Source organism: Streptomyces sp. NBC_01618 (assembly GCF_045209435.1).
Taxonomy (GTDB): domain Bacteria; phylum Actinomycetota; class Actinomycetes; order Streptomycetales; family Streptomycetaceae; genus Streptomyces.
Genome location: NZ_CP109297.1, coordinates 3,384,668 through 3,402,755 on the forward strand (window position 1 = coordinate 3,384,668; position 18,088 = coordinate 3,402,755).

The window sequence follows — 18,088 nt, forward strand, 5'->3', positions numbered from 1 at the left end:
TCGGGCTGGCAGCGGACACAGTTGGCCTCTTTCTCTACGTACGACAGTCCTGCGATCCTGCCCGACCAGTGAAGCATGCCCCGGAATCGATCACTTCGGAGGGTTGCGTCTGAAGGGTTCCGCCGCGGCTTCTCGGCCGAGCGGCAGCAGCATGATGATGTCTTCGCGGTCGTCCCCCTCGGCCACCCGGATCGCGTCGGGCACCCGCCCCACCTCCTTGTATCCGCACGAGGCATAGAACCGGTCGACACCGATACCTCCGCGGCAGGTCGGCCGGACGGCCTCGATCCCCGCGATCCCCGGCCGGTGGCCGGGGCTCAACTCGTACGGGGCTGCTGACGGCGGGACGTCAGACGCGCATCGGCTGCGGCGACTCGCGCCGCTCGGCGTCCGGGCCCGGGTACTCGCGGATGATCTCGTACCGGGTGTTGCGCTCGACGGGCCGGAAGCCCGCGTCACGGATCAGGTCGAGCAGATCCTCGCGGCCGAGCTTGTTCGGCGTGCCGTAGTTGTCCGCGTCGTGCGTGATCTTGTACTCGACGACCGAGCCGTCCATGTCGTCCGCGCCGTGCTGGAGCGCGAGCTGGGCGGTCTGCACGCCGTGCATCACCCAGAAGACCTTGACGTGCGGGACGTTGTCGAAGAGGAGCCGCGAGACGGCGAAGGTCTTCAGCGCCTCGGCGCCGGTCGCCATCGTCGTCCGGGCCTGGAGCTTGTTGCGGACCTTGCCGTCCTTCATGTCCACGAAGTCGTGCTGGTAGCGCAGCGGGATGAAGACCTGGAAGCCACCGGTCTCGTCCTGCAGCTCGCGCAGCCGCAGCACATGGTCGACGCGGTGACGCGGCTCCTCGATGTGGCCGTACAGCATCGTCGCCGGGGTCTTCAGACCCTTCTCGTGCGCGAGGCGGTGGATGCGCGACCAGTCTTCCCAGTGAGTGTTGTGGTCCACGATGTGCTGGCGGACCTCCCAGTCGAAGATCTCCGCGCCGCCACCGGTCAGCGACTCCAGACCGGCCTCGATCAGCTCGTCGAGGATCTCGGAGGCGGAGAGCCCGGAGATGGTCTCGAAGTGGTGGATCTCGGTTGCGGTGAACGCCTTGAGGGAGACCTGCGGCAGGGCCTCCTTCAGCGCGCTGAGGGAGCGCGGGTAGTAGCGCCACGGGAGGGTGGGGTGCAGCCCGTTGACGATGTGCAGCTCGGTGAGGTTCTCGCCCTCCATCGCCTTCGCGAGCCGGACGGCCTCCTCGATGCGCATGGTGTACGCGTCCTTCTCGCCCGGCTTGCGCTGGAACGAGCAGTACGCGCACGACGCGGTGCACACGTTGGTCATGTTGAGGTGCCGGTTGACGTTGAAGTGCACGACGTCGCCGTTCTTGCGCATCCGCACCTCATGGGCGAGGCCACCGAGCCAGGCCAGGTCGTCCGACTCGTAGAGGGCGATGCCGTCCTCACGGGTCAGCCGCTCCCCTGCGCGGACCTTCTCCTCCAGCTCGCGCTTGAGCCCGACGTCCATGCGGCTGCCTCCCAGTTGTCGACGTGCTGTGCGTTTCCCGGTGACAGGTGATACCGGGCGAAACCCCCGGTCCCCCGGGGGCCCCACCACGTTACGCCTACACCTCTTCGGGAAGTTCCCCGACCCGGTTCTCCCACTTGGTGGAGAGCACGATCGTGGTACGCGTACGCGAGACGCCCCTCGTACCGCTGAGCCGGCGAATGGTCCGCTCCAGACCGTCCACGTCACCGACGCGCACCTTGAGCATGTACGAGTCGTCGCCCGCGATGAACCAGGCGTCCTCGATCTCCGCGAGGTCCTTCAGCCGGCGCGCCACGTCCTCGTGATCGGCCGCGTCGGAGAGCGAGATGCCGATCAGTGCCGTGACGCCGAGCCCCAGGGCCGCGGCGTCGACGGTGGCGCGGTAGCCGGTGATGACACCGGCGGTTTCCAGCCGGTTGATGCGGTCGGTGACGCTGGGCCCGGAGAGTCCGACGAGCCGTCCCAGCTCGGCGTACGAGGCCCTGCCGTTCTCCCTGAGGGCCTGGATGAGCTGCCTGTCCACCGCGTCCATATGACTGAAACCTTCCATTGTTCAGCAGTATCGCGATTCTACGTGTAGAATCTAAGGCACGCAGGCTTCATTGCCTGCAAAACTTCTCGAACATCCAAAAAATGCTTTCGAATCCTCAGGAGTGAGAACACCGTGTACACGATCGAGATGGCCTACGCCCGGATGCGCGAGCTGCAGGACCTGGCCAACCGCTCGCGTGCCCACCAGCCCGCCGCCGCGCACCGGATCGACAAGCCCCGCAGCCCGCGCGCCACGAAGAAGCGCTGACCACCACCGGCTCAGCCATCCCGGCGAGAGCCGCCACCGAGCTCTCCCTCCCACCGGCGGTACAGGCCGTGCGGCACCCCCGCCGCGTCCAGCACCCGCCCCGCGACGAAGTCCACCAGATCCTGGATGTGCGTCGCCCCCGCGTAGAACGCCGGAGAGGCGGGCAGCACCACGGCGCCCGCCTCGTCCAGGCTCACCAGATGCTTCAGCGTCTGCCCGTTCAGCGGGGTCTCCCGCACCGCGACGACCAGCTTCCGCCGCTCCTTGAGCGTCACGCTCGCGGCCCGCTGGAGCAGATCCTTCGAGAGTCCGAGCGCCACCCCGGCCACACACGCCGTCGAAGCCGGGACGATCAGCATCCCCTTCGCCGGGTACGACCCCGAGGACGGCCCGGCGGCAAGATCACCGGCCGGCCAGTGCCGTACGCCCTCGATGTCCGCGTCACCCACGTCGAAGGTGTGCGGCTTGCCGTCCGCCCCGCGCGCCAGCCAGCTGCGCAGATCCTCCCGCCAGTGCGCGTCGCGGAACGCGATCCCGGTCTCGTCCAGCAGCGTCAGCCTCGACGCCCGGCTCACCACCAGATCGACGCTCTCCCCCGCGGCCAGCAGACCACGCAGCACGGAGGCGGCGAATGGGGTGCCCGAAGCACCGGAAACCCCGACAATCCAAGGCTGACGCTGGTGCTGACTCACTGAAATCCCGGAATCCACACACCCGAGCCTATCCGGCGCGCAAGGCGGCCCACGCGTCAGGAGTTCGGGGCCGCCGGACAGGTCCTACACCGTCAGCCCGCGCACCAGCAGGTCGAGCAGCGCGCACGCGAACAGCGCCATCCCGATGAACCCGTTGACCGAGAAGAACGCCCGGTTCAGCCGGGACAGATCGTGCGGGCGCACCACCCGGTGCTCGTACACGAAGGCGACGGCGACGATCACCATGCCGATCCAGTAGAGCAGTCCGGCCTCCGTGGCCAGCCCGAACCAGACGAGCAGCCCGGTCGTCACCACATGGCAGACCCGCGCACCCCACAGGGCGGCCGGAATCCCGAACCGAGCGGGCACCGACAGCACCCCGTGCGCCCGGTCCGCCTGGACGTCCTGGCAGCCGAAGATCAGGTCGAAGCCGCCGATCCAGATCCCGACCGCGAGACCGAGGATCACCGCGTCCCACGACCAGCTGCCGGTCACCGCCAGCCAGGCGCCGATCGGCCCTATCGCCTGCGCGACACCGAGGATGGCGTGCGGGTAGTGGGTGAACCGCTTCCCGTACGGATAGACCACCATCGGTACGACGGCGGCCGGCGCGAGCGCCAGACAGAGCGGGTTCAGCAGCGCGGCCGCCCCGAGGAAGAGGACGACGGCGATGATCGCCCCCGTCCACGCCGACTTCACGGACACCGCGCCGGTGACCAGTTCCCGGCTCGCGGTGCGCGGGTTACGGGCGTCGATCTCCCGGTCGATGATCCGGTTGCAGGCCATCGCGAACGTCCGCAGCCCCACCATCGCGATGGTGACGAGCAGCAGCGTGACCCAGTGGATGGCCTTGTCCGCCTGGAACATCGCGGTCAGGGCGGCGATGTACGCGAAGGGCAGCGCGAAGACCGAGTGCTCGATCATCACGAGTCGCAGGAACGCCTTGACCCTGCTGTTCGGCTGTACGGGCCCTGAGCCCAGTGCTGCTTCGGCGGCGCTCACAGTCCGTATTCCTTCCACCGGCGGTCGACCTTCGCCGCCGTCTGAGGGTCGGACTCGACCATGTTCGGCCAGCCCCCGTCCCGGGTGTAACCCTCCTCGGGCCACTTCCTCGTCGCGTCGATGCCCGCCTTGCCGCCCCAGAACTGCTGGTAGGAGGCGTGATCGAGATGGTCGACGGGCCCCTCGGTGACGGTCAGGTCCCGCGCGTAGTCCGTGTTCCCGAGCGCCCGCCAGGCCACCTCGTGCAGATCGTGGACGTCGCAGTCGGAGTCCACGACCACGATCAGCTTGGTCAGCGACATCATGTGCGCGCCCCAGATGGCGCTCATCACCTTCTGGGCGTGCTTCGGGTACTTCTTGTCGATCGAGACGATCGCACAGTTGTGGAAGCCGCCCGCCTCCGGCAGGTGGTAGTCCACGATGTCCGGCACGATGATCTTGAGGAGCGGCAGGAAGAACCGCTCGGTGGCCCGCCCCAGCGGCCCGTCCTCGGTCGGCGGCCGGCCCACCACGATCGACTGGAGCAGCGGACGCTTCCGCATGGTCACGCAGTCGATGGTCAGCGCGGGGAATGGTTCCTGCGGCGTGTAGAAGCCGGTGTGGTCGCCGAACGGCCCCTCGGGAAGCATCTTCCCGGGCTCCAGCCACCCCTCGATGACGACCTCCGCCTGCGCCGGGACCTGGAGCGGCACGGTCTTGCAGTCGACCATCTCGATCCGCTTGCCCTGGATGAACCCGGCGAAGAGGTACTCGTCGATGTCCCCCGGCAGCGGGGCGGTGGAGGCGTACGTCACCGCGGGCGGCGCCCCGAACGCGATCGCGACCGGCAGCCGCTCCCCGCGCTTGGCGGCGACCTGGTAGTGGTTGCGGCTGTCCTTGTGGATCTGCCAGTGCATCCCGATGGTGCGCCGGTCGTGGCGCTGGAGCCGGTAGAGGCCCAGGTTCCGTACGCCGGTCTCCGGGTGCTTGGTGTGCGTGAGCCCCAGGTTGAAGAAGGAGCCACCGTCCTCGGGCCAGGTGAAGAGCGCGGGCAGCAGGTCCAGGTCCACGTCGTCGCCGGTGAGGACGACCTCCTGCACGGGGGCGCTGTCCGACTTCACCTTCTTCGGCGGCACGTGCACCATCGACCCGAGCTTCCCGAACGCCTCCCGCACGCCGACGAAGCCGTGCGGCAGTTCCGGCTTGAGCAGCCCGCCGATCTTGTCGCTGATATCGGTGTACGACTTCAGCCCGAGCGCCTTGAGCAGCCGCTTGTCGGTCCCGAAGACGTTCATGGCCAGGGGCATCGACGACCCCTTGACGTTCTCGAAGAGCAACGCGGGTCCGCCCGCCTTGTTCACCCGGTCGACGATCTCGCCGACCTCCAGATACGGGTCGACCTCGACCTTGATGCGCTTGAGCTCGCCCTCGCGCTCCAGGGCCCGGAGGAGGGAACGAAGATCGTCGTAAGCCATGCCGCCCAGTTTGTCATCACCGTTGGCGATCACCGGGGGTGCCCCACCTCGGTGGCCCTCGGACGGAACAGGGACGCGCCCGCGCCACGGGGGCGCTGAGGCGTCCGGACGACCGGCTTCGCCAGGGCTACGGCCGCTGGAACTCGCCGTCCACCACGCCGCCCTCGAAAGCGGCCCACTCACCCCTGGTGAAGACGAGCACGGGTCCGTCGCCCCGGTCCTTGCTGTCTCGGGTGGCCACCCGCCCGTCGCCGAGGAAGGCGACCTCGACGCAGTTCGCGTCACCGTTGCTGCGGCTGCTCTTGCGCCAGACCGCGCCTGTCAGATCCGCACTGTTCACTTTCTTAGCTCCCTCGCTGCTCGCTTGAGAAGGCTCGTGCTGCCTGCTTCGTCAAGCGCCGAGCCCCAAATCGACTTGAACGCCCCGTCGTAGCGCTCGATCTCGTGGGGCTTATCGAGGTAGAGCGCGCCGGTGAAGCCCTCCACATAGACGGTAGGGGGCTCCGTGTCCCGACCGTCGGCCGTGGTCGGGAAGCGCATCGTGACCGCGGCCCGCATGGCGGAGCCGTACCCCGACCTGCTCGCCGCCAGTTCCCACCTGCTCGCCGTGGGACGTCATTGACACCGGCTACTCTGGGCGCGTCACCGGGGCGGGCCGAGCCCCGCCATCTCTCCTCAGGGGGACCTTTCCATCATGCTCCGGGCCCTGACCTTTCTCCTGCCTCTGGCGCTGACGATCTACGCGTTCATCGACTGCCTGAACACCCCCGAGGACGAGGCCAAGCACCTGCCGAAGATCGCCTGGGTCTTCATCATCCTGCTGTTCTGGATCGTCGGCCCGATCGTCTGGCTGGCCGCGGGCAAGATGCGCGAGGTGCCCGCCGGGGGCCGTACGCCCTCCGAATGGCACCGCAATCACCGCTCGCAGTGGGTGGCGCCGGACGACAATCCGGAGTTCCTGAACGCGCTGAAGGAAGAGAACAAGAAGGACGAGTCGCTCCTCAAGGACTGGGAGGCGGATCTGCGCCGCCGCGAGGAGGAACTCAAGCGCCGCGAGAGCGGGGAGAGCTCAAGCCCCTCCGGCGATTGAGGAGCGGCGGTGCGGGGGCAGCGCCCCCGGCAACGGCTACCAGGAGCACGCACGCGTGAACGACAGGGCCATGCTCGCCACCGCCCTCGCCGAGGCCCGGACCGGGCTCGCCGAGGGCGGCATCCCCATCGGTGCCGCGCTGTACGGGCCGGACGGTACGCTCCTCGGGCGCGGGCACAACCGCCGGGTGCAGGACGGCGATCCGTCGCTGCACGCAGAGACGGCCGCCTTCCGCGCGGCCGGGCGGCAGCGTTCGTACCGGGGCACGACGATGGTGACGACGCTCTCCCCGTGCTGGTACTGCTCCGGCCTGGTACGGCAGTTCGGGATCTCGCGGGTGGTGATCGGCGAGGCGCAGACGTTCCACGGCGGGCACGACTGGCTGGCCCGGCACGGGGTCGGGATCGTGGTGCTCGACGATGCCGAATGCATCGCGCTCATGCGGGACTTCGTACGGGATCGGCCCGGCCTGTGGAACGAGGACATCGGCGCCGGCTGATACACCCGGCCCGTCCCGCGTCCCGGGGCCGGCGCCCGAGGACGCCCGTCAGCGGTTCGTCGCGATCGCCTGGCCCAAGGGAGCGCCGCCCGGCCCGAGGTGCCTGCCGCCGTCGTAGGGCCTTTCGTTCGGCTCAAGTCGCGTCACCGCACGGTGGCCGCGTACTCCTCGCGCAGTTCCGCCCACCGGACCGGGGTCCATCGCGTCCAGTCGGCGGGGTAGCCGTCGAGCGCGTCCACGAGGTAGCGGAAGTGGTCGTGCCACTCGGCGAGGCGGTCCAGGCGCATCGCGTCGTCGCCCCGGAACTCGTGCGTGAAGCGCAGCAGCACATGGTCGCCGCGCGGTGGCTCCAGGTGGAAGCGGATCCGGCCGTGGGCCCCTACGAGGGTGTATTCGGCGACCCGCTCGATGTCCCAGGCGGTGACCGTGCCGGAGGCGGCCGAGGCGTGCCCGTCCCGGTCGGTGGTCAGCCGGCGCAGCGTGATCGCGCCGCCGATGTGCGGTTCGAACGGGTCGGCGGCACCGAGCCAGCCGGCCAGCCCCTCGGAACTGGCTACGGCTGCCCACACCCGTGGAACGGGGTGGGGCAGCCGTAGCAGGAACCGCACAATGTGCAGGTCACCGTGGGTTTCACTGGTGCCACGCTCGATGACGGGGGTCGCATCGGTCATGGTTCCAGCGTGGCCCGGTGGGCCACGATCCGCACCCTTACGGGGCGGGCGCGGGTCAGACCCCGGCGTAGGAGTGCTTGCCGGTGACGAAGATGTTCACGCCGTAGTAGTTGAAGAGCCAGCAGCCGAAGGCGATGAGGGCCAGGTAGGCGGCCTTGCGGCCCTTCCAGCCGGCGGTGGCGCGGGCGTGCAGGTAGCAGGCGTACGCGACCCAGGTGATGAAGGACCAGACCTCCTTGGGGTCCCAGCCCCAGTAGCGGCCCCACGCGTCGCCGGCCCAGATGGCGCCCGCGATGATCGTGAACGTCCACAGCGGAAAGACGGCGGCGTTGATGCGGTACGAGAACTTGTCGAGCGTCGCGGCGGCGGGCAGCCGGGAGAGCACGGACTGGGCGAACGAACCGGGCTGCACGCCGCCCGCGAGCTTGCTCTCGTAGCTGTCGCGGAAGAGGTAGAGCAGGGTGGCGACCGCGCCGATGTAGAAGACGGCACCGCAGATGATGGCGGTGGAGACGTGGATCCACAGCCAGTACGAGTCCAGTGCGGGCACCAGCTGGCCGCTGGAGGTGTAGAGCACCGTGGTCGCGAGGCCGAGGTCCAGCAGGACGGTGGTGACCAGGAGCAGGCCCATCCAGCGGACGTTCTTCTTCAGCGCGAGCAGGACCAGGTACGCACTGACCGCCACCGTGGAGAAGGTGATGGAGAACTCGTACATGTTGCCCCAGGGCGCACGCTGCACGGACAGCGCACGGGCGATGACTCCGCCGGCCTGCACGAGGCACGCGAGCACGGTCATGGAGATCGCCATGCGTCCGTACAGGTCGCCCTTGAACGTGCCACCGGCCGCGCCGGGCCCGTCCGGGACGTCGCGGGAACCGGCCGCGGAGCGCGTGATGATCTTCGGGCGGTCCAGTACGGCGGTGCCGCCGCCCTGCTGCGCGACCTGCACCTTCACCGAGGCTCCGGCGCCCTGGGCCCCGGCGCCGGTCAGGGCGGCGGCGGTGCGGCCGACCTTGCTGCGGCTGCCGAACACCCATTCCGCGATGTGCGCGAAGAAGGCCAGGGTGTACACGGCCATCGACGAATAGATCAGCACATTGCTGGTGTGCGCCAGGTTCTCGTTGGTTGCGGCGGCGAGATTCACTTCTCAGCCCCTTCGGCAAGTTCTACGGGGGATTCTTCGACGGTGCCGGAATCGGATCCGGGGTCGGCGCCGGGCGCGGTGGGCGCGACGGCGTGGAGCGTGACCGCGAGATCGGCCAGCTCCTCGGGAAGCTTCGCGGACTCGCTGCGGCCGAGACCCGCCATTTCGACGACGGTGACGCCGTCCGCACCGCGCACGGCCCGCACCCAGATGCGGCGGCGCTGGATGAACAGCGAGCCCGCGAGTCCGGCGATCGCGGCGATGGACCCGGTGAGCGCCCAGCCGCTGGCGGGCTGCTCGGAGATCTGGAAGCTGGCCCACTCCTCGACGCCCTCGAAGGTGATCGAGCCGGCGCCGTCGGGCAGCTTCATCGTGTCGCCGACCGCCAGGCGCTGCTTGAGCTGCTTGCCCTTGCTGTCCTTGAACTCCTTCATATCGGACTTGTCCAGCTGGTACACGTTCTGCGGCAGTCCGGAGTCGACGCCGAGGCCGCCGTAGTAGCCGTTGAGGGCGAGCCGCGGATTGTCGGCGGCGGGGAACTGGGAGAACATCGTGCCCTGGTTGTCGCCCGCGAAGGTCGGCACGAAGAAGGCCTGGAAGCCCAGCTGGGTCTTCTTGCCGTTCTTGTCGCGGTAGCCGTCCATCACCTTGATCGCCCCGGTCGAGGTGACGTTGTTGTCGATGGGCAGCAGCGGCACGGCGTTGCGGTAGACCACCTTGCCGCTCGCGTCCTTGACGGAGACGACGGGCGCGTAGCCGTGCGCGTTCAGATAGACCTTGGTGCCGTCGATGACGAGGGGTTCGTTGACCTTGATGACGGTCTTCTGCGGTTTGCCGTACGCGCCCTTCTCGTACGTCACATGGGTCTCGAAGGTCCGGGGCGTACCGACCTGGGGGCCGCTGCGCTCGTACGTACCGATGAACTTGTCGAGCTTGAAGCTGAACGGGACGAGCGAGTCGGTGTCGAACAGCGAACCGGACTTGAAGTCGTCGTACTGGGTCAGCGTGTTGGAGAAGCCGTCGCCCTCGACGATCAGTTTGGCGCCCTCGGACTTGAAGAGCTGCCCGAAGGCGAACGCCACCAGCATCACGATCAGGGCGACGTGGAAGATCAGGTTCCCGGCCTCGCGCAGGTACCCCTTCTCGGCGGCGACCGCGTCCCCCGCGGTGTGCGCGCGGTAGCGGCGACTGCGCATCATGGCGAGCGCGGCCTCGCGGACCTGCTCGGGCTCGGCCTCGGTGCGCCAGGTGGTGTAAGCGGGCAGCCGGGTCAGGCGCCTCGGGGCGCCCGGCGGACGACTGCGCAGCTGGCCGATGAACTGGCCGGTGCGCGGCACGATGCAGCCGATGAGCGAGATGAACAGCAGGATGTAGATCGCGGAGAACCACACCGAGCTGTAGACGTCGAAGAGCTGGAGCTTCTCGTAGATCGGCGTGACGGTGGTGTGGGCCTCCTTGAAGGTCTGCACCTTCAGTTCGTCCACGCTGTTCTGCGGGATCAGCGAGCCGGGGATGGCGCCGAGCGACAGCAGGAAGAGCAGGATCAGCGCGACCCGCATCGAGGTGAGCTGCCGCCAGAACCAGCGGGCCCAGCCGATGACGCCCATGGCCGGCAGGGCGGCCGCGGTCTCCTCGCGCGGGGCGGTGGAGAGCTGGGAGCCGGCCGCGCCCAGTTCGCGGGCGTTCTCCCGGTCCTGCTCGTCCCGGATCTCCCGCTCGTCCCGGCGCTCGCGCTCCGGGGCCGGGTTGGACTTGGTGTCGCTCATGGAACTCAGATCCCCACAGTGAAGCCGTTGGACCAGCCCTGCAATTCCTGCATCATGCTGCCCCAGACACCGGTCAGCAGGAGCAGCCCGGTCGCGATCATCATGACGCCGCCTATCCGCATGACCCATGCGTAGTGGCGCTTGACCCAGCCGAAGGCGCCGAGCGCCTTGCGGAAGGCGACCGCCGCGAGCACGAAGGGCAGACCGAGCCCGAGACAGTACGCGACGGTCAGTATCGCCCCGCGTACGGCGGTGCCCTGATCCAGCGCGAGGAAGCTCACCGAGCTGAGCGTCGGACCGAGGCACGGCGTCCAGCCGATCCCGAAGAGGGCACCCAGCAGCGGTGCACCCACCAGCCCGGTCACCGGCCTCTTGTGGATACGGAATTCACGCTGCGTCATCCAGGGCATCAGGCCCATGAAGAAGATCCCCATCAGGATCATCAGCACGCCGAGGACCTTGGAGAGCGTCGCGCTGTGCGCCTGGAGGGTCTGGCCGAAGAAGCCGAAGAGCGCGCCGCCGGAGACGAACACGGCGGTGAAGCCGAGCACGAAGAGCGAGGCGCCCGCGACCATCCGCCCTCGCCTGGCCTGCGCCAGGTCGGTGCCGCTGACGCCGGTGACGTAGGAAAGGTAGCCGGGCACGAGCGGCAGGACGCACGGCGAGAAGAACGAGACGAGCCCGGCGAGCAGGGCAATGGGCAGGGCGACGAACAGCGCCCCGTTCATCACGGTCTCGTTCTGGCCCGCAACGGCGGCGAGGGTGAGCACGGAATCACTTCTCCGCGATCAGCGGGTCGATCATCTTGTGCAGCTTGGTGTCGTCGAGCGCGGCCAGGGAACGGGCGGCGATCTTCCCGTCCCGGTCCAGGACGACGGTCGACGGAATGGTCTGCGGGTTCAGCGTGCCCTTGGGGAAGCGGAGCATGAGCTTGCCGGTCGGGTCGAAGATGCTCGGGTAGGGGACCCCGTAGTCCTTCTCGAAGCTCAGCGCGGGGCCCTTCTGGGCGTCGCGCGTGTTGATCCCGACGAACTGGACGCCCTTGTCCTTCGTCTCCTTCGCCACCTTCGCGAAGTACTGGGCCTCCAGGCGGCAGGGCCCGCACCACGAGCCCCACATGTTCAGCACGACGACCTTGCCCTTGTAGTCGGCGACGTCGAGCTGCTTGCCTTCGAGGGTCTCACCGTCGAGCTTCGGGGCGGCCTTGCGGTCGCCCTTGGCCACGGTGGAGATTCCGCCACTGCCCGTGACGAAGTTCGTGTTGCCACCGCCACCGACCTTGTTGTCGTCCCCGCCGCACGCCGTCAGCGTGAGTGCGAGCGCGACGACCGCTGCGGGGGCGGCGAGCAGGGTGAAGCGGCGTCGAGGTGCCCGGCCATAGCTCATGTGAAAAGTTTCGCATGGCGGTTCCGGCGATCTCGGGCACCCCCCTCGGTGCCCGTAAAGCCCGTTGTCAGGCCTGTTTAAAGAAGGCGTTCCAGCCGCCTTCGGGCGCCTGTCCGACACCCAGCGTACGGAGCTTGTCGAGCACGGCCGGGGTCTGCACGTCGAGCCAGTCGACGAACTGCTTGAAGGAGACGAGCCGCACATCCGGCTTCCCCGCGATTTTCTTGAGCGCTTCCTCGACCGCATCCATATATATGCCGCCGTTCCACTCCTCGAAGTGGTTTCCGATATAGAAGGGCGCGCGGTTCGTCGTGTAGGCGCGGTCGAAACCGGCGAGATACGACTTGGCGGCCTGCTCGCGCCAGCCCGGATAACGCGAGGGCATGCCCTTGGTCGAATTCAGCGACTGGTTGGCGAGGATGTTGTAGTCCATCGAAAGGACCTCGAAGGAGTGCCCGGGGAACGGCATGCCCTGCAGCGGCAGGTCCCAGACGCCCTCGCGCTTCTGTGGCCACACCTGGATGCCGCCGGGCGAACTGGCGTCGTAGCGCCAGCCCAGTCTGCTCGCCGTGGGCAGCAGATTGTCCTGGCCGAGCAGACAGGGGGTGCGGCCGCCTATCAGTTCCTTGCGGTAGTCGAAAGGCAGCGGATCGAGGTCACTCCAGCCGGTGTTGGTGCGCCATTCGGTGACGAAGGAGACCGCCTGATCGATTTCGCTCCGCCAATCGGAGGGCGACCAGTTCGCGACCGATCCGGAACCGCCGCAGAAATGCCCGTTGAAGTGGGTGCCGATCTCATGCCCGTCGAGCCATGCCTGCCGGACGTACTTCAGCGTCTGTTTGACGTGATCATCGGTGAGATATCCGATGTCGGAAGCGCCGACCGGGTTGTTGGGCGGCCGGTACATGGACTTCTTCGACTCGGGCAGCAGATAGAGGCCGGAGAGGAAGAAGGTCATCGCCACGTCGTGTTCCTTGGCGAGTTCCAGAAAGCGCGGGAAGAGCCCGTTGCCGACCTCGCCCGCCCCGTCCCAGGAAAAGATCACGAACTGCGGCGGCGTCTGCCCGGGTTCGAGCGGAACCGGCGCGGCGGGCTGGTGCGGCTGCTTCCCGGTGTCCACGGTGGAACCGTCGCCGATCTCCCGGACGTCCTTCTTGGCAGGCCCGGTCCCCCGGGTGTGCCCGTCGGCACCCTTCTCGTCGGTGGTCCCCGTGTCCGCCCCCGATGAACCCGTGCCGGAGGAACTGCACCCCGCGAGACCGATCGCGGCCGCGGCCCCGAGCCCGGCTCCGAGCAAACCCCTTCGGCTGATCTCGCGCATGAGTTCCCCACCTGCGGTCGTTTTGCCCCAAATCCATACAAACTGCCAAAGGCTTAGATGATGGAAACAGCACGGGGGTTCCGCTATTTAGCATATTTTTCTTTGCGTGACCAGACCCGGTACGTGACCGAACACATGACCTATCACATGGTCGATCACCTGCTGATCGCTCAGCTGATCGTCCGTCCGAACTCTCGGTTCATGGCATGACTGACGGCATGACTCACGGCAGGACTGGCGGCATGGCTGACGGCATGGCTGATGGCATGACAGTTCGCCGGACGGGCGGCGAGATCAAGCCCGTCCGGCGATCGAGGACAGAACGGCAACCGGGCGGCCGGCTACGCGCCGAACGCCTTCGACTTCCCCTTCACCGGCTTCGCCCCGGCCCGCAGATGAGCCGGCACCAGATCCCGCGCCGGCTCCGCGTACCCGACCGACACGATCTTGTCGCCCTGGTACGTGAAGCTGGTCAACGACGCGAGAGTGCACTGCCGCTTGCGCGGGTCGTGCCACAGCCGCCGCCGCTCCACGAAGCTCCGCACGATCCAGATCGGCAGCTGGTGGCTGACGCACACCGCCTCGTGACCGCGCGCCGCGTCACGCGCGGCGTCCAGAGCGCCCATCATCCGTACGACCTGCTCGATGTACGGCTCGCCCCACGACGGCCGGAACGGATTCGTGAGGTGCTTCCAGTTGTCCGGCTTGCGCAGCGCCCCGTCGCCGACGCCGAAGGTCTTGCCCTCGAAGACGTTGGCGGCCTCGATGAGCCGGTCGTCGGTGGCCAGGTCGAGGCCGTGCGTCTTGGCGATCGGCGTGGCGGTCTCCTGGGCACGCTCCAGCGGGGAGGCGACGACATGGGTGATGTCGCGGTCCTTCAGGTGCTCGGCGACCCGGTCCGCCATCTGCCGGCCCAGCTCGGAGAGGTGGTAGCCGGGGCGGCGCCCGTACAGCACGCCCTCCGGGTTGTGCACCTCTCCGTGCCGCATCAGATGGACGACGGTGACGTCCTCGCGGCTTCCGTTCCCGCTCATGCGGTGGCCTCCGATGCGGCGCGGGCAGCGGCGGGCAGGGCGGCGGCGATGCGCTCGACGGCCTGCGTGTCGTGGGCTGTCGAGACGAACCAGGACTCGAAGGCGGACGGCGGCAGGTAGACGCCCTGCGACAGCAGCGAGTGGAAGAAGGCGGTGAAGCGGAAAGCTTCCTGCTGCTTCGCGTCCTCGTAGTTCCGCACCGGCCGGTCGGTGAAGAAGACGGAGAACATGTTGCTCGCCGTCTGCACGGTGTGCGCCACGCCTTCCTTGGCGAGCGCCTCGCTGACCAGGCCGCGGATCTCCGCGGAGACCGCGTCCACCTTGGCGTACGCCGCGTCGTCGAGCAGCCGCAGCTGCGCGAGACCGGCGGCGGTGGCGACCGGGTTCCCGGAGAGGGTGCCCGCCTGGTAGACGGGGCCGACCGGGGCGAGGTGCGCCATCACGTCCGCGCGCCCGCCGAAGGCCGCGGCCGGGAAGCCGCCGCCCATGACCTTGCCGAAGGTCATCAGGTCGGGGCGCACCCCGTCGACGCCGAACCAGCCGGCCTTCGAGGTACGGAATCCGGTCATGACCTCGTCGGAGATGTAGAGCGCGCCGCCCGCGGCGCAGATCTCCTTGAGTCCGGCGTTGAAACCGTCCAGCGGCGGTACGACGCCCATGTTGCCCGGCGACGCTTCGGTGATGACGCAGGCGATCTCGCCGGGCCGCGCGGCGAACGCCTCCCGCACGGCGTCCAGGTCGTTGTACGGCAGCACGATCGTGTCGCCGGCCTGGGCGCCGGTGACGCCGGGGGTGTCCGGAAGGCCGAAGGTCGCGACCCCGGACCCGGCGGCGGCCAGCAGCGCGTCGACGTGGCCGTGGTAGCAGCCGGCGAACTTCACCACCTTGGCCCGGCCGGTGAACCCGCGGGCGAGACGGATCGCGGACATGGTCGCCTCGGTGCCGGACGACACCAGCCGCACCTGCTCCACGGGCTCGACCCGGGCCACGATCTCCTCGGCGAGCGCGACCTCGCCCTCCCCGGGCGTACCGAACGAGGTGCCGCGGGCGACCGCCTCCTGGACCGCGGCGATGACCTCGGGGTGGGAGTGCCCGAGGATCATCGGCCCCCATGAGCACACGAGGTCGACGTACTCGCGGCCGTCGGCGTCGGTGAGGTACGGACCGGTACCGGACACCATGAAGCGGGGCGTACCGCCCACGGCCCGGAAGGCACGGACGGGAGAGTTGACGCCGCCGGGCGTCACGAGGGACGCGCGGTCGAACAGCGCCTGCGAGACTGGGGCTTCATATTGATAAGGCAGTTCGGTCATGACCTGCGACTTCTCCGACTCCGGGGGGCTAGTGACCTCCCCAGGGTAGGACAGCGCCCGTACGCGGCCGGGCGCGGAAGATTCCGGCCACCGAATGCCCGGCGGGCACATCCGTCGCGCGACGACCGGGCTTCGGCCCCCTCACGTCTGCGAAACTGGGCCGACATAGGGAAAGCTCACACAAGCCATGGTGTCCGAGCCACGGACGGTCTCGCGGCCAGGTGTTTCACCGCGCGCCCGTGGGGGAGGTCACTGACACGATGATCAGGTTGCGCGGCGGGGGCCGGGTCTCCTAAGTAGTAGTCGGGTGGATGAGATATGCATCGCGGTGGCGGAGTGGGCGAAGGGACCGACGACCTGGGGCCCGAGCCTTCCCGGCGGGGTCGGCACCGGCGTGGGGCAGAGCGCAGGCAAGGCATACAGGCCGGTGGCGCGCAGGGTGGCGGAGCCGGAAGCAGGAGTGGTGGCCGGATGGGGGTGACCTACAAGTACTTCGGTGCCCCCGACGGGGCGACTGCGGCACGCGTGCCCATTTCGATGCGCCCCGAGGAGCTCGGGGGCGACGAACTGGGCATGGGCGGCATGTTCACCAAGATCAAGCCGGAGACGGTGGCGGCGATGGTCCTCACCGGCATCCAGGGCATACCCCTGCACAAGGTTCCCCCGCTGGAACTGGTCGTACTCCACCCCGATTACGCGGTGGTCAAGCTTCCGATGACGGTCGTCGACCCACTGCGCAGCGTCGGCGAGGAGTCGGTGGGCGCGGCGGCCTTCATCTGGTCCACGGTCCCGGACCGGGGCGGCCCGCGCGACGCGTTCAACGTCTACCAACTGCTGCACGAGTGGCAGGACTTCAGCTACCGCCTGCACGACGCGGGGCACCAGGCGTACTGCTTGGTGTGGCCCTGAATCCTGAATCAGGAGTTCCTCGCGGGGCGCATCGGGCCTGACGGGGTGGCCGAGGGTGTCGGGCTCGCCCGCGCTTGCGCGGTACGGCTTCGTGCGGCGGCGGCGCGGCATCCTCGGCGGGCCGCCGCCGCACGTGGCGTGGGTCAGGCAGCGGCGGGCGCGGCCTGCTCGGTGACCTGGCGGATGACCTCGGTGAGCGCGGTGACGACCTCGGCGTCATCGGCGGGGTGGGTCTCTGCGAAGCGTGTCACGGAGCCGGGGATGGACAGCTTGACGTCCTCCAGGACCACACCGCCCGCGATCCTGGCGGACTTGCGGGCATCGTCCTGCGCCCACACGCCGCCGTACTGGCCGAAGGCGGTGCCGACCGCGGCGACCGGCTTGCCGGAGATGGCGCCGGCGCCGAACGGGCGGGACAGCCAGTCGATGGCGTTCTTCAGGACGGCCGGCATGGTGCCGTTGTACTCCGGCGAGAACAGCAGGAAGGCGTCGGCCCGGCCGGCCACCTCGCGCAGCTGGACGGCAGCGGCCGGGACGCCTCCCTCGACGTCGGTGTCCTCGTTGTAGAAGGGCACGTCGGCCAGGCCCTCGTACAGCTCGATGTCGACGCCCTCGGGGGCGTGCTTGGCAGCGGCTTCGGCGAGCTGACGGTTGTGCGAGCCGGCGCGGAGGCTGCCGACGAGCGCGAGGATGCGTACAGACATGAGGAACTCCCAAGAGGGCGGAGACTTCGGAACGGCTTCAAGCGGACCAGGGTCCGTTGAAATTTGTACCACTTAACCGGACCGCGGTCCACTTGTCCTCTCCGGACGCTACCCTGAGTCCATGACCAGTCCCGAAACCCCGCCGCTCAGACCGTCCGGCCCCGGCGAGGCACGGACGACTCTCCCCCTCGCCCCGACCGATGAACCGCCGCAGCTACGGGCGGACGCCGCACGCAATCGCACCCGCCTGCTGGACGCGGCCTCCCGGCTGATGACCCAGTGCGGGGCGGCGAACCTGACCATGGAGTCGGTGGCTGCCGCCGCGGGAGTCGGCAAAGGCACCGTCTTCCGGCGCTTCGGCGACCGCGCGGGGCTCCTGATCGCGCTCCTGGACCACCGGGAGGTGCAGTTGCAGGCCGCCTTCCTCTCGGGGCCGCCGCCCCTGGGCCCCGGCGCCCCCGCGGCGGAGCGGCTGCACGCCTTCGGGCCCGCCGTCCTGCGCCACGAACGCGAGCACCATCCCCTGATCCTGGCCGGCCGGACCGACCCGCTGCGCGCCTACAGCGTCCCGGCGAGCCGTCTGCGGCTCAGCCACATCACGATGCTGCTGCGAGGGGCGCAGGTGGCGGGCGACCCGGCACTGCTCGCGCACACCCTCCTCGCGTCCATCGACACCGCTCTCGTCCACCACCTCACGCAGGAGCGCGGCATACCGCTGGAGCGCCTGGAGGAAGGCTGGCACCACCTGGTCACACAGCTCGGCGCGACCC

The 18,088-nt window shown here is 68.8% G+C and carries 20 protein-coding genes and 2 pseudogenes; 5 read left to right on the plus strand and 17 right to left on the minus strand.

What is annotated here, in order from left to right; genetic code table 11:
• Positions 1-90: 90 nt before the first annotated feature.
• The 3 genes and pseudogenes from OH735_RS15815 to OH735_RS15825 form a co-directional block, all read right to left on the minus strand.
• Positions 91-297 (minus strand): annotated as a pseudogene (locus OH735_RS15815) (hypothetical protein); the annotation flags it as partial.
• 52 nt (positions 298-349) lie between these two features.
• Positions 350-1,513 carry an aminofutalosine synthase MqnE gene (gene mqnE / locus OH735_RS15820; protein WP_406382171.1) on the minus strand — a complete coding sequence of 388 codons (1,164 nt, stop codon included), beginning with the start codon at positions 1,511-1,513 and terminating at the stop codon, positions 350-352.
• Positions 1,514-1,610: 97 nt separating this feature from the next.
• A complete protein-coding gene (locus tag OH735_RS15825; RefSeq protein ID WP_266746854.1) occupies positions 1,611-2,066 on the minus strand; it encodes an Lrp/AsnC family transcriptional regulator in 456 nt (151 codons plus the stop codon).
• 132 nt (positions 2,067-2,198) lie between these two features.
• Between OH735_RS15825 and OH735_RS15830 the strand changes: the two genes are divergently transcribed.
• Positions 2,199-2,333 carry a hypothetical protein gene (locus OH735_RS15830; protein WP_384447332.1) on the plus strand — a complete coding sequence of 45 codons (135 nt, stop codon included), beginning with the start codon at positions 2,199-2,201 and terminating at the stop codon, positions 2,331-2,333.
• 11 nt (positions 2,334-2,344) lie between these two features.
• On the opposite strand, the gene OH735_RS15835 is transcribed toward OH735_RS15830, so the two are convergent.
• The 5 genes from OH735_RS15835 to OH735_RS15855 form a co-directional block, all read right to left on the minus strand.
• Entirely contained in the window at positions 2,345-3,025 is a 681-nt protein-coding gene (locus OH735_RS15835; RefSeq protein ID WP_406382172.1) for a UbiX family flavin prenyltransferase, read from the minus strand.
• A gap of 84 nt (positions 3,026-3,109) precedes the next feature.
• A complete protein-coding gene (mqnP, locus tag OH735_RS15840) occupies positions 3,110-4,027 on the minus strand; it encodes a menaquinone biosynthesis prenyltransferase MqnP (protein WP_406382173.1) in 918 nt (305 codons plus the stop codon).
• Positions 4,024-5,481, minus strand: a complete 1,458-nt coding sequence (locus tag OH735_RS15845) for a menaquinone biosynthesis decarboxylase (protein WP_406382174.1) — start codon at positions 5,479-5,481, stop codon at positions 4,024-4,026. Before OH735_RS15845 ends, mqnP begins: the two co-directional genes overlap by 4 nt.
• 127 nt (positions 5,482-5,608) lie before the next feature.
• Positions 5,609-5,821 carry a DUF397 domain-containing protein gene (locus tag OH735_RS15850; RefSeq protein WP_406382175.1) on the minus strand — a complete coding sequence of 71 codons (213 nt, stop codon included), beginning with the start codon at positions 5,819-5,821 and terminating at the stop codon, positions 5,609-5,611.
• Positions 5,818-5,967, minus strand: coding sequence for a hypothetical protein (locus OH735_RS15855; protein WP_406382176.1), 150 nt, complete (start codon positions 5,965-5,967; stop codon positions 5,818-5,820). The genes OH735_RS15850 and OH735_RS15855 overlap by 4 nt, the downstream gene beginning before the upstream one ends.
• 208 nt (positions 5,968-6,175) lie before the next feature.
• Between OH735_RS15855 and OH735_RS15860 the strand changes: the two genes are divergently transcribed.
• Both OH735_RS15860 and OH735_RS15865 read left to right on the plus strand, forming a co-directional pair.
• Positions 6,176-6,571, plus strand: coding sequence for a PLD nuclease N-terminal domain-containing protein (locus tag OH735_RS15860; RefSeq protein WP_406382177.1), 396 nt, complete (start codon positions 6,176-6,178; stop codon positions 6,569-6,571).
• A 70-nt stretch (positions 6,572-6,641) separates the two neighbouring features.
• On the plus strand, positions 6,642-7,070 hold the full coding sequence (locus OH735_RS15865) for a nucleoside deaminase (RefSeq protein ID WP_406386580.1): 429 nt from the start codon (positions 6,642-6,644) through the stop codon (positions 7,068-7,070).
• A 143-nt stretch (positions 7,071-7,213) separates the two neighbouring features.
• Here the strand turns inward: OH735_RS15865 and OH735_RS15870 are convergent, their stop codons facing one another.
• The 8 genes from OH735_RS15870 to hemL all read right to left on the minus strand — a co-directional run bounded on the left by OH735_RS15870 (position 7,214) and on the right by hemL (position 15,696).
• Positions 7,214-7,741: an SRPBCC domain-containing protein gene (locus OH735_RS15870; RefSeq protein WP_406382178.1), complete on the minus strand. Its 528-nt coding sequence runs from the start codon at positions 7,739-7,741 to the stop codon at positions 7,214-7,216.
• A 55-nt stretch (positions 7,742-7,796) separates the two neighbouring features.
• Positions 7,797-8,885 carry a c-type cytochrome biogenesis protein CcsB gene (gene ccsB, locus OH735_RS15875; protein WP_406382179.1) on the minus strand — a complete coding sequence of 363 codons (1,089 nt, stop codon included), beginning with the start codon at positions 8,883-8,885 and terminating at the stop codon, positions 7,797-7,799.
• The gene (locus tag OH735_RS15880; protein WP_406382180.1) at positions 8,882-10,651 is read right to left on the minus strand and encodes a cytochrome c biogenesis protein ResB; all 1,770 of its coding nucleotides are present in this window, start codon (positions 10,649-10,651) and stop codon (positions 8,882-8,884) included. Before OH735_RS15880 ends, ccsB begins: the two co-directional genes overlap by 4 nt.
• A 5-nt stretch (positions 10,652-10,656) precedes the next feature.
• Positions 10,657-11,379: a cytochrome c biogenesis CcdA family protein gene (locus tag OH735_RS15885; protein WP_406386582.1), complete on the minus strand. Its 723-nt coding sequence runs from the start codon at positions 11,377-11,379 to the stop codon at positions 10,657-10,659.
• A gap of 46 nt (positions 11,380-11,425) precedes the next feature.
• Positions 11,426-12,037, minus strand: a complete 612-nt coding sequence (locus OH735_RS15890; RefSeq protein WP_406382182.1) for a TlpA family protein disulfide reductase — start codon at positions 12,035-12,037, stop codon at positions 11,426-11,428.
• Between the two features lie 67 nt (positions 12,038-12,104).
• Positions 12,105-13,358 (minus strand): hypothetical protein, encoded by a 1,254-nt coding sequence (locus tag OH735_RS15895; protein ID WP_406382183.1) that lies wholly within the window; start codon positions 13,356-13,358, stop codon positions 12,105-12,107.
• A gap of 341 nt (positions 13,359-13,699) precedes the next feature.
• Complete coding sequence (locus OH735_RS15900) at positions 13,700-14,392, minus strand: histidine phosphatase family protein (RefSeq protein ID WP_406382184.1); 693 nt, start codon at positions 14,390-14,392, stop codon at positions 13,700-13,702.
• Positions 14,389-15,696 (minus strand): glutamate-1-semialdehyde 2,1-aminomutase, encoded by a 1,308-nt coding sequence (gene hemL / locus OH735_RS15905; RefSeq protein ID WP_406386584.1) that lies wholly within the window; start codon positions 15,694-15,696, stop codon positions 14,389-14,391. The genes OH735_RS15900 and hemL overlap by 4 nt, the downstream gene beginning before the upstream one ends.
• A gap of 327 nt (positions 15,697-16,023) precedes the next feature.
• Here hemL and OH735_RS15910 point away from each other — a divergent pair, with 327 nt between their 5' ends.
• The gene (locus OH735_RS15910; protein WP_406382185.1) at positions 16,024-16,614 is read left to right on the plus strand and encodes a hypothetical protein; all 591 of its coding nucleotides are present in this window, start codon (positions 16,024-16,026) and stop codon (positions 16,612-16,614) included.
• A gap of 143 nt (positions 16,615-16,757) precedes the next feature.
• On the opposite strand, the gene OH735_RS15915 is transcribed toward OH735_RS15910, so the two are convergent.
• On the minus strand, positions 16,758-17,318 hold the full coding sequence (locus OH735_RS15915) for an NAD(P)H-dependent oxidoreductase (protein ID WP_406382186.1): 561 nt from the start codon (positions 17,316-17,318) through the stop codon (positions 16,758-16,760).
• A gap of 121 nt (positions 17,319-17,439) precedes the next feature.
• Here OH735_RS15915 and OH735_RS15920 point away from each other — a divergent pair.
• A pseudogene (locus OH735_RS15920) lies at positions 17,440-18,081 on the plus strand (TetR/AcrR family transcriptional regulator); the annotation flags it as partial.
• Positions 18,082-18,088: the final 7 nt, after the last annotated feature.

Bases quoted from the DNA above. Each gene is read 5' to 3' on its own strand.
- OH735_RS15910 (WP_406382185.1), top strand. From the start codon at position 16,024: ATGCATCGCGGTGGCGGAGTGGGCGAAGGGACCGACGACCTGGGGCCC.
- OH735_RS15870 (WP_406382178.1), bottom strand. From the start codon at position 7,741: ATGACCGATGCGACCCCCGTCATCGAGCGTGGCACCAGTGAAACCCAC.
- OH735_RS15860 (WP_406382177.1), top strand. From the start codon at position 6,176: ATGCTCCGGGCCCTGACCTTTCTCCTGCCTCTGGCGCTGACGATCTAC.
- OH735_RS15865 (WP_406386580.1), top strand. From the start codon at position 6,642: ATGCTCGCCACCGCCCTCGCCGAGGCCCGGACCGGGCTCGCCGAGGGC.
- OH735_RS15890 (WP_406382182.1), bottom strand. From the start codon at position 12,037: ATGAGCTATGGCCGGGCACCTCGACGCCGCTTCACCCTGCTCGCCGCC.
- OH735_RS15825 (WP_266746854.1), bottom strand. From the start codon at position 2,066: ATGGACGCGGTGGACAGGCAGCTCATCCAGGCCCTCAGGGAGAACGGC.
- OH735_RS15900 (WP_406382184.1), bottom strand. From the start codon at position 14,392: ATGAGCGGGAACGGAAGCCGCGAGGACGTCACCGTCGTCCATCTGATG.
- OH735_RS15885 (WP_406386582.1), bottom strand. From the start codon at position 11,379: ATGAACGGGGCGCTGTTCGTCGCCCTGCCCATTGCCCTGCTCGCCGGG.
- OH735_RS15895 (WP_406382183.1), bottom strand. From the start codon at position 13,358: ATGCGCGAGATCAGCCGAAGGGGTTTGCTCGGAGCCGGGCTCGGGGCC.
- mqnE (WP_406382171.1), bottom strand. From the start codon at position 1,513: ATGGACGTCGGGCTCAAGCGCGAGCTGGAGGAGAAGGTCCGCGCAGGG.
- OH735_RS15880 (WP_406382180.1), bottom strand. From the start codon at position 10,651: ATGAGCGACACCAAGTCCAACCCGGCCCCGGAGCGCGAGCGCCGGGAC.
- OH735_RS15915 (WP_406382186.1), bottom strand. From the start codon at position 17,318: ATGTCTGTACGCATCCTCGCGCTCGTCGGCAGCCTCCGCGCCGGCTCG.
- OH735_RS15845 (WP_406382174.1), bottom strand. From the start codon at position 5,481: ATGGCTTACGACGATCTTCGTTCCCTCCTCCGGGCCCTGGAGCGCGAG.